Source organism: Crateriforma spongiae (assembly GCF_012290005.1).
Taxonomy (GTDB): domain Bacteria; phylum Planctomycetota; class Planctomycetia; order Pirellulales; family Pirellulaceae; genus Crateriforma; species Crateriforma spongiae.
Window position 1 is genome coordinate 37,618 of the sequence record NZ_JAAXMS010000009.1, and the last position, 16,250, is coordinate 53,867.

At 59.7% G+C, this 16,250-nt stretch carries 12 protein-coding genes; 5 read left to right on the top strand and 7 right to left on the bottom strand.

The genetic code is table 11. From position 1 onward, the window contains the following. Positions 1-29 precede the first annotated feature (29 nt). The gene (locus HFP54_RS21135; RefSeq protein WP_146415918.1) at positions 30-1,250 is read left to right on the top strand and encodes an MFS transporter; all 1,221 of its coding nucleotides are present in this window, start codon (positions 30-32) and stop codon (positions 1,248-1,250) included. 155 nt (positions 1,251-1,405) lie between these two features. Here the strand turns inward: HFP54_RS21135 and HFP54_RS21140 are convergent, their stop codons facing one another. Further along, on the bottom strand, positions 1,406-2,881 hold the full coding sequence (locus HFP54_RS21140) for an ammonium transporter (RefSeq protein ID WP_146415919.1): 1,476 nt from the start codon (positions 2,879-2,881) through the stop codon (positions 1,406-1,408). A 412-nt stretch (positions 2,882-3,293) separates the two neighbouring features. Here HFP54_RS21140 and HFP54_RS21145 point away from each other — a divergent pair, with 412 nt between their 5' ends. Further along, positions 3,294-4,823 (top strand): sulfatase family protein, encoded by a 1,530-nt coding sequence (locus tag HFP54_RS21145; protein WP_168566693.1) that lies wholly within the window; start codon positions 3,294-3,296, stop codon positions 4,821-4,823. Between the two features lie 27 nt (positions 4,824-4,850). On the opposite strand, the gene HFP54_RS21150 is transcribed toward HFP54_RS21145, so the two are convergent. The 3 genes from HFP54_RS21150 to HFP54_RS21160 form a co-directional block, all read right to left on the bottom strand. Further along, the gene (locus HFP54_RS21150; RefSeq protein ID WP_168566694.1) at positions 4,851-5,693 is read right to left on the bottom strand and encodes a sugar phosphate isomerase/epimerase family protein; all 843 of its coding nucleotides are present in this window, start codon (positions 5,691-5,693) and stop codon (positions 4,851-4,853) included. 258 nt (positions 5,694-5,951) lie between these two features. Beyond that, positions 5,952-6,650, bottom strand: a complete 699-nt coding sequence (locus HFP54_RS25320; RefSeq protein WP_197138317.1) for a hypothetical protein — start codon at positions 6,648-6,650, stop codon at positions 5,952-5,954. Between the two features lie 516 nt (positions 6,651-7,166). Beyond that, positions 7,167-7,787, bottom strand: coding sequence for a hypothetical protein (locus HFP54_RS21160; protein ID WP_146415922.1), 621 nt, complete (start codon positions 7,785-7,787; stop codon positions 7,167-7,169). Positions 7,788-8,058: 271 nt separating this feature from the next. On the opposite strand from HFP54_RS21160, the gene HFP54_RS21165 reads away from it, so the two are divergent. Both HFP54_RS21165 and nth read left to right on the top strand, forming a co-directional pair. Beyond that, positions 8,059-9,102 carry a hypothetical protein gene (locus HFP54_RS21165; protein WP_168566695.1) on the top strand — a complete coding sequence of 348 codons (1,044 nt, stop codon included), beginning with the start codon at positions 8,059-8,061 and terminating at the stop codon, positions 9,100-9,102. Between the two features lie 62 nt (positions 9,103-9,164). Next, the gene (gene nth, locus HFP54_RS21170; protein WP_168566696.1) at positions 9,165-9,818 is read left to right on the top strand and encodes an endonuclease III; all 654 of its coding nucleotides are present in this window, start codon (positions 9,165-9,167) and stop codon (positions 9,816-9,818) included. 25 nt (positions 9,819-9,843) lie between these two features. Here nth and HFP54_RS21175 read toward each other — a convergent pair whose 3' ends face one another. Together HFP54_RS21175 and HFP54_RS21180 are read right to left on the bottom strand one after the other, a co-directional pair. Further along, positions 9,844-12,177, bottom strand: a complete 2,334-nt coding sequence (locus HFP54_RS21175) for an AMP-binding protein (protein WP_197138319.1) — start codon at positions 12,175-12,177, stop codon at positions 9,844-9,846. Positions 12,178-12,372: 195 nt separating this feature from the next. Continuing rightward, positions 12,373-13,845, bottom strand: a complete 1,473-nt coding sequence (locus tag HFP54_RS21180; protein WP_235952144.1) for a cryptochrome/DNA photolyase family protein — start codon at positions 13,843-13,845, stop codon at positions 12,373-12,375. A 204-nt stretch (positions 13,846-14,049) separates the two neighbouring features. Here HFP54_RS21180 and HFP54_RS21185 point away from each other — a divergent pair, with 204 nt between their 5' ends. Continuing rightward, positions 14,050-15,339, top strand: coding sequence for a prepilin peptidase (locus HFP54_RS21185; RefSeq protein ID WP_206036332.1), 1,290 nt, complete (start codon positions 14,050-14,052; stop codon positions 15,337-15,339). On the opposite strand, the gene HFP54_RS21190 is transcribed toward HFP54_RS21185, so the two are convergent. Then, positions 15,324-16,151 carry a CheR family methyltransferase gene (locus HFP54_RS21190; RefSeq protein ID WP_146415925.1) on the bottom strand — a complete coding sequence of 276 codons (828 nt, stop codon included), beginning with the start codon at positions 16,149-16,151 and terminating at the stop codon, positions 15,324-15,326. The two genes, HFP54_RS21185 and HFP54_RS21190, sit on opposite strands and share 16 nt — an antisense overlap. Between the last annotated feature and the right edge of the window lie 99 nt (positions 16,152-16,250).

The following is a 16,250-nucleotide window of genomic DNA, read 5'->3' on the forward strand; positions in this document are numbered from 1 at the left end:
CTTGAACCACTAGCCCAACCAGGAACCTTTTGTCCACCAGCACGATTGCACCGGCGGTTCGCATCAGCCCGTGGGCGCCCCTGCGCATTCGGTTGTTTCGTGCGTTTTGGTTCGCGTCGATCGCATCCAACTTGGGGACATGGATTCACGAAGTCGGGGCAGGGTGGCTGATGACGCACTTGGCCCCCGAACCTCAAATGGTCGCCGCGGTCCGAACGGCGATGTCGTTGCCGATCGTCTTCTTGGCGTTTCCCGCCGGTGCGCTGGCCGACCGAATCGACCGCCGACGATTGTTGTTGGTGACCCAGATCAGTTTGCTGTTGATCGCCACGACGTTGTCGATGTTGACCGCAGCGGATCTGATTTCGGCCTGGGGATTGTTGGCGCTGACGTTCCTGATCGGGCTGGGCATGGTGTTGCACATTCCGACCTGGCAAGCGTCGGTCCCCGAACTGGTACCACGCAACCAATTGTCGCGTGCGGTCGCGTTGGGAAGCATCAGTTTTAACTTGGCCCGGGCCGTCGGTCCGGCGGTGGGCGGATTACTGATCGCCAGCCTGGGCGTTTGGATCGCGTTTGCCATGAATGCCGCTTCATTTGCCGGCGTGATCGTCGTGCTGTTGCTTTGGCAACGTCGCGGGACCGAGTCGTCGCGTGGCCAGTCGTTTGCATTGTCGGTGCGGCACGGCATTCGATACATCATGCGCAAAGTGCGAATGCGAAACGTCCTGGCAAGCGTCTTCCTGTTCGTCTTACCGGCCAGCGTGATGTGGTCGCTTTTGCCGCTGGTGGTCAGTCAGCAATTGGGCTGGGATGCCGGCGGGTTCGGCATGCTGTACGGGCTGATTGGCGCCGGTGCAGTGGCCGCCGCGGGCGTACTGCCGCGAATCGATCATCGCTTGGGACGTGACAAGACCGTTGCCGTTGCGATGATCGGGTTTGCGTTGGGTTTGTGGTGTCTTTCGCAGGCCCATTCGGTGACCACGGTGGTCCCGGTGATGCTGTTGTTGGGCAGTTGTTGGATGATGACGCTGACGTCGCTGAACACCACGGCACAGATCACCTTGCCGCAACGGATGCGGGCCCGAGGAATGGGCAGCTACCTGACGATATTGGCCCTGTCGATGACGCTGGGTTCCATTCTGTGGGGCTTCGTCGCTGAACAGACGGACGTCGCGTTTGCACTCCGCACCGCGGCGGCGCTGATGATCGTCACTGCGGCGGCCGGATTGCGATTCCGGTTGGACTGACCGCCGCGTGTCATCATGCCATGCGGCAGGTCGAAGGTGCCAACGGCCTGGTCCCAAATGCAACGACGCCGAACGAAACCAACCTTCGTTCGGCGTCGCTGTTTGCAACGGGTGTTCGGCGCCCCCGACTTCACGCGAGGGCGTCGTCACACGATCTAGGCGAACGTGTAGCCTTCTTCACCGTGGTCGATGATGTCCAAGCCGCGTTGTTCGCTTTCGGCCGACACACGCAATCCGATGACCGCATCGATCAGCTTCAGCAGAATCAAACTGCCGACACCGGCAAAGACAAACGTGATCAGCACGGCCACGATTTGGCCGATCAACAACGTGAAGTCACCGCCGGATTCGATCAGGCCGATCGCTTCACCCTCGGCCACGTCCCAGCAAGCACGACTGGCAAAGACGCCCGTCAACACGGCACCCAACGTTCCGCCGACACCGTGCACTCCGAAAGCGTCCAACGCATCGTCATAGCCGATCATGTGCTTCAGCTTGGAACAGGCCCAGTAGCAGACCAATCCGGCACAGGCTCCCATGATCAACGCCGGCATGGGCTGAACAAAGCCGGCCGCGGGTGTGATGCAGACCAATCCCGCAACGGCGCCACTGCTGGCACCCAGCACGGTCGGCTTGCCCAGAACCGACCATTCGGCGACGGCCCACGCGACGGCACCGGCGGCGGCCGAAAAGTGAGTGACGGCAAAAGCACTGCTGGTCAATTCATCGGACAACAGTTCGCTGCCCGCGTTGAAGCCGAACCATCCGAACCACAGCATCGCCGCGCCCAGGGCGGTGTAGGTCAGGTTGTGTGGTTGCAGCGGTTCGCGGGGATAACCCATCCGCGGTCCGATCAACATTGCGGCCACCAATGCACTGACACCGCTGGAAATGTGAACGACCGTCCCGCCGGCAAAGTCCAACGCGCCACCGGCGATCCCCACGTCCGAACCGAACGCCAAAATGCCACCGTCCCAAACCCAGTGGCAAAGCGGACAATAGATCAACAGCCCCCACAAAATCGAGTACACCACCATCGCACCGAACTTCATCCGTTCGGCGAACGCACCACAAATCAGTGCCGGCGTGATGATGAAGAACATGCCTTGAAAAAGCATGTGGGTCAGCAACGGCAACTCCGGCGAAAACATCGGCGTTTCCGGTGCACCGGTCTCGGGGTTCCAGAAACGCTGGACGCCGTTCATGAAAACGTGATCCAGGTTTCCGATCCATGCACCATCGCCGCCGAACGCCAGCGAATAGCCGACCAGTGCCCACAGCACGGTCATCATGCCCATCAGAAAAATGCACTGCATGATCACGCTTAGCACGTTTTTGCGACGGACCAATCCGCCGTAGAACATCGCCAGCCCGGGGGCGGTCATGAACAGGACCAGCGCGCAACTGGTCAACATCCACGCGTTGTGACCGGCCAATGCGGCGGATTCGACTTGGGCCTGCAAGTCCTCCAGATCCACTGCGGTTTCGGCCGCTGCGGCTTCCGGCGTTTCGTCCGACTCGGCGGCCTGGGCCGCAGCTTCCTGGGCGACGGCATGCCGCACCGGCAGGCCCGCCAAACTGAGCGACCCGACAAAAATGATCCCCAACAGGACCCTGACTAGCTGATTCATTCCAACACGCCTTGTGGTTACCAATTCGACCCCTCATTCGGCCCGTCTCAGCCCTCGGTCGCCGATGGCACTCGCGGGTCCTCAGGGAACCGCCCAAGCTGCCATCGCTCCGCAGGACTGCCGCCACGACAGACACCCGGCGTCGAAGTTTCGAAGTTGCATTGCGGGCCAAGATACTGGTTGAACGTCGACTCGTGTACGGTGCGAGAAACGAAGCGCCATGGTCCGAGTCATCGGACAGGGTCGATTGGATCGAATCACCGCTGCGCTCATTGGATCGAACCACAGCCGTGCCGGCTCGCCTCGCCCGAATTTCGCGTGCCCTCGGGACAGCGGATACACTGACGACTTCCCGCCCGCCTCCGATGGCTTTCGCCCTCCCAAATCTCTCCGCTGAGGTAACTTTCCCGCCATGAACGCTTCCATTTTCGCCCGTCCCCGATTCGGAATTGTCCGGCCGGTTTGTCTGGCCGCCTGGATTTTGACCTGCACGTTTGTCGCAGCCCGACCATCGACCGCGGCTGATGCCCCGACCAACGTGGTGGTGATCTTTATCGACGACATGGGCTATGGCGACATCGGACCATTCGGTGCCACCGATTACCCGACCCCGAACCTAGATCGGATGGCCGCCGAGGGTCGCCGCTTCACCGATTTCGTCGTTTCATCGGCGGTCTGTTCGGCATCGCGTTCGGCCATCATGACCGGATGCCTGCACCGTCGGATCGGCATTGCCGGGGCACTCGGGCCGGCTTCAAAGATCGGCATCAACGCCGACGAAGTCACGTTGGCCGAAATCTGCAAGTCGCAAGGCTACGACACCGCCTGTTTCGGGAAATGGCATTTGGGACATCACCACAAGTTCCTGCCGGTCCGGCACGGATTCGACGAATACTTTGGAATCCCCTACAGCAACGACATGTGGCCGCTGCACCCCGCCGTCTTTGAAAAGCGAAAGAAGAATCCCAACGCCAAAAGCAACTGGCCACCACTGCCGCTGCTGGAGGGTACCGCCGAATCGGGCGTGCGAGTCGTCAACGCCGACGTCCAGCCGGCCGATCAAGAAACATTCACCCAAGCCTTCACGCAACGTGCCGTCGAATTCATCCGGCGCGAACGCGACAACGGTTTCTTTGTGTACCTGCCACACCCGATGGTGCACGTGCCGTTGTATGTTTCCGACGACTTCAAAGGCAAAAGCGGGGCCGGCCTGTTCGGCGACGTGGTGATGGAAGTCGACTGGTCGGTCGGCCAGATCATGGAAGCCGTTGAATCCATCGGCCAGACCGAAAACACGCTGATTGTGTTCACGTCCGACAACGGCCCCTGGTTGTCCTATGGCGATCACGCCGGCACGGCCGGCCCGCTGCGTGAGGGCAAGGGCACGATGTGGGAAGGCGGCTATCGCGAACCCACCGTGATGCGGATGCCCGGCACGATCCCCGGTGGCACCACGTGCGAACAATTGGCCGCCACCGTCGACTTGTTGCCCACCGTGGCCGCGATGATCGGTGCCGAATTGCCTGCCCACAAGATCGACGGCAAAGACATCCGGGGATTGATGACGGGCACCAGCGATCAGTCACCGCACCAGTATTACCCGTGCTATTACAAGGGCGGCGAACTGCAAGCGATCCGCAACGAACGATTCAAGTTGGTGTTCCCCCACAACTATCGCACGATGGCGGGAAAACCCGGCGGAACCGGCGGTTTCCCGAACGCCTATTCGTCGCGCAAAAGCGGACTGGAACTGTACGACTTGGATTCCGATGTCGGCGAAACCAACAACGTGATCGAAGACCATCCCGATGTCGTCGCCCAGTTGCAGCAGGCCGCCCAGACCGTTCGCGATGACCTTGGCGACAAACTGACCGGTCACAAGGGCAGCGGGATTCGGCCGGCCGGTCGCATGACCGAATCCGACCAGCCGCTGGTCTGGTAACGGTCGATCAGCCGGCCGCGTGGACGGCTACAGAATTTCCTGGCGCAAGTTTGTCAGCAGGTCGATCGCCGCGCCGATTTCGGCCCGCTGACGTTCGGGGTCTTCGGGAATCTCACGTTCGATCGTCAGCGGTCCGTCGTATCCGATTTCCTTCAGCGTGATCAAATACTGCCGCACGTCGACATCGCCTTGCCCAAGCGGCACTTCGGCACCAAACGTTTCGCCGGGCTGGTCGCTCCAAGTGCCGTCTTTGCAGTGGACACTGCGCACATGGCCGCCGACCTGACGCAACGCATCCAGTGGCTTGCCCGTGCCATAAAGAATCATGTTGGCCGGATCGAAATTGATCTTCAGGTTCTCACGTCCCACCTGATCGATGAATGTCAGCAAGCCTTCGGCGGTCTCTTGTCCGGTTTCCAAGTGCAGGTACTGGGCGTTACCCGCACAGTGATCACACAACCGACGCGTCACATCAACGATCGCGTCGTAGCCATCGGCGGTGGGTTCATGCGGCACGAACCCCAAGTGCAAAGCGACCGCGTCACAGTTCAGGGCTTTGGCGAAATCCGCGATCTCTATCATTTCCGCCAAACGGCTTTCGCGGGTTGACGCCGGAACCAGACCGACCGTGCGGCTGACCGTCGGAATGTCGGCATAACTTTCGCCTTCGAATCCACCGAACACCGCGGTGCACTGCACGTCGATCGATGACAGCTTGTCGGCCAAACGTTTGGCGGCATCGGCATCGCGGTTACCGGGATGCGGTGCGTGCAACTGGATCGTCGGCACGCCCAATTGTTCGATCACTTCCCAGGCGACGCCCAGTCCGGCATCCACCGATGCAAATACTCCGATCGGCCATTGGGTCATCGATATCATTCCTTCCATCGTGGGTGGGTTTGGAAATGGGTGATTTTGGAAAAGTCACCGGCGGGCAAATTTGTGTTGCCGCCCTTTATGACGGCCCGAGCGTCAGCTTGCCACCGTGCTGGTCGCAACGCCCCCGACGAATCGATCGTCACCTTCCAGCCCCGGCGAATCGTTGTGGCAAACAAAAAACCCTCGCCACGAAATGAATCGTCGCGAGGGTTTGCGATGTTTGAATCCGGCAAGCGGAAGCGAAACCGATCAGATGTCGGTGTTGGCATCGGGTTGCGGAGCGGGCGGTGCATCGCCGGTCACCGCTTCCGCAGCATCGGCGGCGGCATCGCTGGCGCTTTCGACGGCTTCTTCGGCAGCGTCGACGGCTTCTTCGGTGGCTTCCTCAGCAGCCTCTTCGGCGGCGGGTGCCGGGGGGACTTCGTCAGCGGCAGCTTCTTCGGCCGGTGCTTCTTCGGCAGCGGCTTCTTCGGCCGGTGCTTCAGCAGCTTCTTCCGACGCGTCTTCGTTGATCACGACGCTGCCGGGGACCAAAGTTTCGCCGGGAGCCAGATCGAAACCTTCCGCGGAAACGGGAGCTTCAACAACGGTGCCTTCGACGGCAACCGGGGCGGCTTCGACCACAGCGCCGCCACAGCAATCGCTGACGACGGGTGCGGCTTCGACGACGGGAGCGGCGCCACAGCAATCGCTAACGACGGGCTCGACGACCGGAGCGGCTTCGCAGCAACTCGGTGCCGGTGCGGGTTCACAGCAAACCGGCTCCGGGGCAGGTTCACAGCAAACGGGTTCCGGCGCCGGTTCGCAGCAGCTCGGAGCCGGTGCACAGCAGCCGCTCTTCTTGGCCATCAACTTCTTGAACAAACCGAACGCATCGGCGGAACCGGTAAAGGCGGGCGATGCAGCAATCATGGCTGCCATCGCGATCATCACGTAACTACGACGCATTAACTGTCTCCCAAATTGGATCGGACTTTCTCGTGGCGAACTCGTGTCGCACGAACGGGGAAATGAGGGCCTGCCTCCTGGACCCGACTTCATTCAGGGCAATGCGAGTGTTTCATCGCGACCCACCATCGTTGCAACCAGGCAAAACAGGCGAAATGCACAGCTTTTTCGGATTGCGCAATGTTGCCTGTACGATAATGCTGGCGAAGGGAAAGTCAATCGCCGCAAGCCTATCGTCAGCCGCCACCATGGGGGGCAATCGCCAAGAACGATCGGCGCGGTGGCGTGGTCCGATCCGCATCACCGGCGGAGGGCCGGCGCACGACCGCCCCCTGGCCCCCGTTCCGACGACGTCCGCGGCATTGGGAACCCAAGCTAGGTCGACCTGACCCCCGCAAACCGGTAGCTAAAGCGCACCCAGCCGCACTTGTGGCTTGGCGCATGAAAAAAGCGGCGTATCAATCAACCGACCGATACGCCGCCCAATGTGGTTCTTGATTGCTCCGACAGTCGGGGTCAGCGGGAGACGGATTCCGAGGTCGCTTCGGCGACTTCTTCGGTGCTGGTGTCGCCGCCAAAAAGTGTCGCGATTTGCTGTTCATTCTCGAAATCAATGACCGTCGGGGCTTCGCCCGGGACCAATTCGATCACCATTCCGGAAATCCGCCACTGGCCGGCCTCCTGCTGAACCGCCCAGACGACCTGTGTTTTTTCAACGCTTTCGGCACCGTCTTCGGCTGTGACGGGCTCGGCCCAGACGGTGTGGACCAACAGCGATTGTCCGGCCGGTTCTCCTTCGACGCTGGGCGCCGGTTGACTGCGGGTGACCACGAACTGAGCGTCCGGAGCCCCCAGGCTTTGCACGCCGCCGAAACGGCTGATGACGCTGCGAGCCTGATTGGTCAGCAATTCTTCGGCCGACGCTTGTCCTGCCCCACGACGAATCCGGTCCAGGAATTGGCTGACGACCGCTTCGGCTTGTTGTGATCCCGCGGCCGCCGTTGTATCGGAGCCGTTTTTCGCGGCGTTCGCCGGCGCGGCGGCTTGGGCCACCGATGCGGCAGGTTCTTCCGAGCCACATCCGACCAACAGCAGGGTGGCCGGAACCAGAGAAAGGCAAAGCAAGGTCTTCAACATGGAAACGGTGTCCTGCCGTACGTGGAGATGGATATTTGATTTAGCCATGATGTTGCCGCGTCCGGCACAACCAAGCGTGCGGGACAGCCGAATCGATTCGGCTCGTTGCGGGTGTTCGGTGTTTCACTACGGGTCGGTCGGAGTCGAGGTCAAGACGGATTCGGCACGACCGCACCTGCGAACAGGTACAATCGGGGGTTGCCGTGCACGTTTCGCCCGATCCGCTAGCGGCACCGGCCGAATCGGCTAGCGGTACCGACCGGAGGGTCCGATGTCTGAATCGCCCAATCCCCAACGAGCCGCCGTGATGCGGCAATGCCGCGAAGACCGCCGTGCGATGCTGAAACGTTGGGACGAATCCGGCGAGGCGCTGATCGACCATTACGAAACCGAAACGCTGGCATTGCGTGGGCAATTGGCCCAGTTGGCCGGTTCGGTGAAACGACAGGTCCAACAAAAATGTGAACCGCTGATTCGTCAGGCCGAAGAAGGACGGATCGAAGTTTTGTCGCGTTTCGATCAGGACAAAAATACCCCCAGCAGCGCACGCCAAAAGGACGACCAAGCGATTCGCCAGGCCCACCACCGGGCCGCAGCGGCTATCGAACCGCTGCGATCCTGGATGCAACAGCACGGAACCGATGTGGGGGAAGTCCGCGAAGACGCCGCCGCCTACGGTCGCTTGGAGTTGCGTCCCCCCGATTCCATTCGCCAGTCGGTCGAATCCATGCAAGACCTGGCGGCCCGCATCGAGCAGTTGAACCAAGAACTGCACGGTCTGCGAATCACGCGAATCCACGATCACTTTTGGTTCCCGATCGGCGGCGTCGTCATCGGTCTTTTGTTGGCGATGCTACTTCTGTTCGCATGGGGGGCTTCGCCAGTTGCCGCGGGCATCACGTTTGTGGTCGCCCTGGTCGTCGGCATCGCCGCCCATTTTGCGACCATCGGCCCCCTTCAAAAAAAGATGGCTTCGCATCAAAACCATGCCTGTGACCTGATCGCGGCGGTGGAACACGCCAAAGCGAAAGCGATGCGTGTTTCCGCGTCGATTCACCAGCTGGAAGCCAGTGACCTGGCCAAGAAGCGAGACAAAGACTTGGCGGTCATCGATCGATGGCTGGAAGAACAAAAACGAGCCGTCGCAGCGGAGATTGAAGCGTCGACAAAAGACAAGCAGGACACGCTCAAGCGAAAACTGGCGGAACTGGACCAAACCTTTCACCAACAATTCGAATCCAACGAAGACAGAATGCGACAACAGGCCGACGAACTGGCCATGGATATTCAAAAGCGTCTAGAAAACGTTTCTTAGATGCATCGCCGTTAGCCATTGCCCGACATCGCCAATGGCAGCCCCCAGACAACACCACGACCTTGCTGAAACGAGAACGAGCCGAACACATCGATCGCCGGTTGGCGGATCTGTACCCGAACCCACCCATCCCACTGGATCATCACGACGAATTCACGCTGTTGGTTGCGGTGGTATTGAGCGCGCAGTGCACAGACAGAAAAGTCAACGAAGTCACCCCGGAGTTGTTCCGCGTGGCGGGCAATCCGGTGGCCATGCGTGATCTAGGCGAAGCTGAGATCTTGGAGATCATCCGGCCGCTGGGGCTATCAAAATCAAAGGCAAAAAATCTGGCCGCCCTGTCACAGATCTTGATCGACAGGCACGACGGCCAGGTTCCCGGTTCGATCGAAGCGTTGGAATCGCTGCCCGGCGTGGGGCACAAGACCGCCAGCGTCGTCATGGCACAGGCCTTCGGCGAACCCGCATTTCCGGTCGACACGCACATCCATCGCCTGGCCCAGCGTTGGGGTTTGACCAACGGCAAGAACGTTGCCCAAACCGAATCGGACCTGAAGAAACTGTTCCCACGCGACCGCTGGAACGAACTGCATTTACAGATCATTTATTACGGACGGGAACACTGCACCGCCCGCGGTTGTGACGGGACAGTTTGCCCGATTTGTCGCGAAGTCTATCCGCGTCGACGTAAACCGGTGATCCACCAAAAAGCGTGACGCGGCCTGCCCGACCGACGCACCGCTATGACACGGGACTGCCGGACAATTCCACCGCTTTGTCCTTGACGCCTTTCAGGTCCAATTTCCCCGTGCCCAGCAGCGGGATGTGATCGACTTCCACAAATGCGTCACGGGCCGGAACAAACAGATTGGGCAACCCCGCGTCGGTCAAAGCCTTTCGCATCGAATCGGGATGAATCGTTTCATTCATCACACCGGGGGCAAGTAGCACCAGCAAGCGTTCGCCCTTCTTTTCATCGGGCACCGACGTCACACACAGCGGGACATCAGGATGCCCATCGCCGGGCTCCGGTGCATCGGCCTGATTCGATTCCAAGAAATCCAGCAAGACTTCTTCGACCCGAACATGTGGAACCATTTCGCCGCCGATCTTGGAAAACCGGCTGAGCCGTCCTGTGATGTGCAGAAAGCCTTCGGCATCCACATGAGCAATGTCGCCGGTGGTGTACCATCCCGACGTGATCGCTTCGGCGGTCAAATCGTCTTGTCCGGCGTAGCCACGCATCACATTGGGTCCCGACACGATCAGCATGCCGTCTTCGCCGGCGGGCAGTTCGTGACCGTCATCGGGTGAAACGATTTTGACGCCCAATCCGGGAAACGGTCGTCCGACGGAACCCTCCAACCGATCCCGTTGGTGCTTGGCGGCGGATCGACTGGGCGGAATATTGACCGCAACCAGGGGACTCAGTTCGGTGGCCCCATAGCCTTCGATCGGCCGGACACCGAATCGCTGTTCGAACGCATCGAACAAGTCCGGCGGCATCTTTTCGGCGCCCACGACGACGACGTCCAGATCGGCAAACTGATCCGGGGTGACGCGACGCAGGTAGCCACGCATGAACGTCGGTGTGCCCAGCAAGACCGTCGCGTGATATCGCTTGGCCAGCTTGCCGACCTGTTTGGAATCCAATGGGTTGAAGTGATAGACGCCGGCCGGTCCAAGAGTGTTGACGGCCCACAACGTCACGCTGTAGCCGAACGAATGAAAGAACGGCAGGACGCCCAACACGTTGTCTTCGGAATCCAAGCGGACCAACCGTTCGATCCCGTCGACGTTGTGGCTGATGTTGGCGTGACTCAGCATCACGCCCTTGGGCATTCCGGTCGACCCGCTGGTGAAGATGACCGTCAACAGATCGTCCGAATCGATGCGATTCAGCCCCAGCATTCGATCCAGCAGCGCCGCGGGAATCAAATTGGCTTGGATGAATGCGACCACCTTGTCCATCGTCGTGATCTTGTCACGCAAGTCTTCCAGCATCACCGTTTCGGCGGACAATTCAAAATCAAACTTGTCCATGAACTTACGACTGGTCAGCACATGCCGGACGCCCAGTGATTCGGTGCAGTGGTTCAACACATCGCTGGTCACGGTGTAGTTCAGGTTGGAACTGATCCGCCGGTCCATCGCCAAAGCCACGTTGACCGCAACCCCGGCAACGCTGGGCGGCAACAGGATACCGACGTATTTTTCATCGCGATCGAAAACCTCGCGACGCAGCGCACGACGCAGCGCAAACACACGTGTCAGCAAAGCACGACCGCCGACTTCCACGCCGGTGGAATCGGCCGCCTGCATACGCCGGCCGCGTCGACGCCAGACGCGGATCACTCGGCTGGGCAAAACGGGGTACTGGCGACGCGTTTCAACGCTGGCGCGAGCGCCCAGATCTTGGACCCGCGACCGCATCACATCCAACGGCGTATCGGCCGCCAAGGGTTCGCCGATGTACAGGGTGATCTGGCGTCGAAACTGGCGCGGCCATTTCCAAAAGAACTTGCCGCCCGAAAAACTGAACACGCTGCCCCACATCCCTTCGTGCCACATCGGGATCACGGGGGCGTCGGTGCCCTTGAGAATTTTCTTGATGCCCGGCTTGAATCCATGAAGCTGGCCTGTCCGGCTGAGCGAGCCCTCGGGAAACACGCCAACGACGTCACCGTTGTCCAACCCTTCCCGCGCCGATCGCAACGCCCGCGCGATCGACTTGGGGCTGGCCGTCATCAGAATCGTATCGAACGCGCCGGCGACCCACTGCATGAAACCACCGTTGAAGTTCTCGGCGGCCACGACGAAACGCACATTTCGCGGCAGCATCCACAAAATCAGAATGCCATCGATCCAGCTGATGTGGTTGCTGATCACCACGCACCCGCCGTCGCGGGGCAGATTCTCTAGTCCGACAACACGTTTGCGGTACAGCAGTGACAGCACCGGACGAAAAATCGCCCGCATGAATGTCCGCCGGGAAACCACCGCCAAAACGGCCATTGCCAACACCAACAGCACCAGGGCCGCAGCAATCGCTTTGAATATCACCCAATCACCCACATCACAGTCTTCGATCGATTCGTCGGCCGACGGGGCGGTGGCGAATCAGTTTTGTCGCGTCGAATTATGCCGTAAACAGCGTCACAGCCGCGAACAATCGAAACGTTTTACGTCATCGTCACTCCGGCTCGAAGGCCAATTCAACGGAGCCCACATCGGTCCGAGTACTGCGCCGCGTCCAGCCCGACGGCCGATTCAATCACCAAATCGCTGTAAATACTTTCCCAACCGCAGCTTTCGCCGGGTGCTGTCGCTGGTCATGTACCGAATGCTTCCGAACACCGGACGCTTGGGGCCCCATGCCCGATCGGTTCGCCCCAGCACCCACAGGATCCCGCAATAGCTGTTGGGGTCCCGCCCGTCCAAGCCGTACTTGTTGTTCAGGTGGATCATGAAATCCAAGGCCTGCTGAGCATTTTCGGTCCAGTGCAAAATCTTCTTGCCCCACAACATTCGCATGTAGTTGTGCATCAAGCCGGTTTCGACCAGTTCACGCTGGGCGGCGTTCCACAATTCGTCGTGCGTTTCTGCGTTTTCAAATTGCTTCAACGTGTACATATAGGGTCGCGGATCCGATCGAGTTTCAGCGATCGTCTTCTGCGCCCAATCGGGCAACGATTCCAATCGATCGTAAGTCTGCGGACGTTGATAGGCTTGATTGAACCCGATTTCACGCCAAGTCAGGATTTGATCCAACAAGGCTTCGGCCGGCCCGCTGGTGTTCCAGAACCCGTGATTCTTACCGTTGGCCGCCCCGGCTTGATCGGGAGTCCAAGATTCATGATCCAAGATCGCTTGGACCACCTGGTGGGCCGCGATGTGACCAAAGTGCAGATGCGCGCTCAGCCCCGTCGTTGCATGTTCGTCGGGATGGTTTCGCAGTTCGTCATAGTCCGACAACCGCTGCTTGAGAAACGTTTCCAAACGCCGACTCGCTTCGACACTTCCACCCCGAACCGTGGGGCTGGGCCGAACGTCGTGGTCGATCGGGATTTCGGCCAGCCCGCCGTCGCCCAGCAGTGCCGTAAGATCGGCAGCCTTCCAGCGGCGTTTCACACCGGCGGGCAACAACGAATCCGCATCCGCGCATTTGTTTTGCAAATCGGATAGCGGCTGTTCTCGGGGCATCGCCAATAACGAATCGATGATGTTCTTTTGCATCCAACGTCGATAGCTGTGGGCGACCGTGAAAAACCGATCTGGTTGGGCCAAGGGAATCACCCCGTTGGAATCGACCTGTTCCAGCCTGGCGGGAATGCGATCTTTGACCGCGCGGATCATGTCGGGCAGAAAGAAACACGGGTACTGGTCGGTCACCACTGTACAAGCACCCTTGGCCAAGCGATGCAGCAGTGGCGTCCCGCGGCCGGGCGCCGGTTCGACATACGGAAAATATGCCACACCCTGACGCTGACAATTCGCCGCATTGTCCGCCATGCCCTCGATGACAAACCGGTGCAACCGGTCGCTGGCCCAGCGATACCGAGTCCGCAACGGTTCAAAGATCAACAGCGGCTTGCCCAATTGGTTCGCCCGATCCACCGCATGCTGAAGCGAAAAATTCCAGCCGGTTCGACGAAACGCGATCATCCAATACAGCACATAATCACCGTCCTCGCGAACCGGATGCTCGTTGACGTGACGGTGACGAATCGGCGGAATCGACATGGGCGGTTCAGTGGCGACCGGGTTGGCATACAATCAGTTTCCACCTGAGCTTATCGGCTGGTCAAATTCACACCACCAGCATTCGGGCCGTCAAAGGTCACTTGTTTCCGCCCGTTCCTACTTCCGTTTCGCACAATCCTTCATTCGGTTCAGACAGGCTTGGCCGCACGACGCAGACGTTTCCGATGGTCCCGCATCCCCTGGATGTTCTGGGCAACGATCTTTGCCTTGCTGGCAATCGCCACGATTTATGTGTGGGGCGGTGCGTGGTGGATTCAACGTGCACATCCACACTTTCGCATCGGCGAATTGATCCTTCCGCGAATGTTCGAAGTGGTCATCGTCGGTTGGATGTTGTGGGTTTCATCGGCGATCGGCAGTTTCCTGAACGTCGTCGCATGGCGAATGCCGCTGGGACGCGGTTTGGGCGGGCGATCGCATTGCCCACGCTGTGGCACGCAATTGTTGGCCCGCGACAATTTCCCGGTGCTGGGCTGGATGGCGGTCCAAGGTCGATGTCGGACGTGCCGATTGCCCATTTCGCCGCGATACCCGATCGTCGAAGCGGCGGTGGGATTGTCGCTGACGTCGATCGGCATCGCAGTGATCCACGGATTCAGCCCGCCCGGCCAGACCGTCGACGCGGCCCGCAGCGTTCTTCACAGTCGTGTGGTCGATCCCGGCGTCTGGTACCTGTTGGGGTTTCAAGTCGTCGAACTTTCCGTCGGCTGGGCGTTCGGCCTGATTCGTTTCGACGGCAACCGCTTGCCCTCGCGGCTGGTCACATTCGCTGCGATCACACTGTTGGTGATCCCATTGATGTTCCCCAGCTTGCTGGTCGTCGACTGGCGTTTCTATCGCGTCGACCAAATCAACGATTCGGCATCGCTGGTGTCACAAAATTGGCAGAACAATGCGGGCATCCTGGATGCTGTCGCACGGTTGTTGACGGCATTGGCGGCCGCGGGTTTCGCAGGACGTTCGCTGGCACGGGGGTTGTGCAACCAAGCGGATTTGAAGCTCAGCCCGCTGGCTGACAGTAGCCGACGCTTGGTTGACTTGATTCTGATGATCGCCGTGCCCGCCGTGATCGTCGGGTGGCAGGCGTTGCCGTCGGTATTGGTGGCGGCATCGCTGTTGGCGTTGCTGATTCCCCCGCGTTGGGCCGACGCGTTGGGTCGGTTCGCCATCACACTGCCGATCGCCACGTCGATTCAGATCGTCGTTTGGTCCGCCACCGAAAATGCAACGTGGTGGCCGGGCAGCGTGGGGGATCCCTGGGTGATGATCCTGGCGGCCGCATGCGTTTTGGCCATCCCATGGTGGTTGCACGAACCGGCACACAGCAAGAACAGCCCCCAAGATGACGATTCAAATCGTGTTGATGCATCCGACCGACATGACACAGCCGAGGTGACGGACACACCGCCGAACCATCGATCGTCGGTTCAATGTGTCGCCGATCCAGATCCCGACGATCAGCCGATCCGCTGATAACTGGTGGCGCGTCCAAGCGGGACCGTCTTGAAAAGGTCGCTGACGTTGGTCGGCACTTCGCTGCACCCCAAAAACAAATACCCCTGGGGTCGAAGCGCCGAGGCCATTTTTTGGTAGATCCGACGTCGGTCGGCCGGCGTGAAGTAGATCGCGACGTTGCGACACAGTATCACGTCATAGTCATGACCGGGCGGCGTGGATGTCAACAGATTGTTGACTTGGAAATTCACCATTCCGCGAACTTCATCGACGATTCGATAGTCGCTGCCTTCGCGACGAAAATACCGGCTTTGCTGCTGTGGGCTTAATCCACGTGAAAGCTCGAAATTCTGGAACCTTCCACGCTTGGCGGCTTCGACCGTACCAACCGAGACGTCTGAGGCGTCGATGCGGATATCCCAACGGGAACGCTCGGGCAACGATTCCAGGCACGCGATCGCCAGACTGTAGGGTTCTTGACCGGTGCTGCAGGCCGCGGACCAGATCCGCAATTTTGGTCGACCGACGGCTTCGCGGTACAGCTTCGGAATGATGTGCTGCGTCAACGCGTCGAACGGTGACTTGTCACGAAAGAACAAGGTTTCGTGTGTGGTCAGCGCATCGACCATCCGTTCGCGGATCTTGCGGTTGTATGGGGCTTCGGCCAACGCCAACAAGTCTTGCAGGTTGTCGATCTTTTCATCCACCATCAACTCATTCAGACGACGTCGAATGAGATAGTCCTTGGATCCATCCAAATGGATTCCACACAATTGTTTCGCCAGTCCGCGAACGCGATCCAAGTGATGCCGTTCAACAGTTGCTTGCATGGTGTTGGTACGAAGTGTCAAGGAAATGGATGAGTGGATATCAATGCGTGATGGTGCCGGCGAAATGAACGGCGGTTGACCGTTGTGCGGCGTCCGATG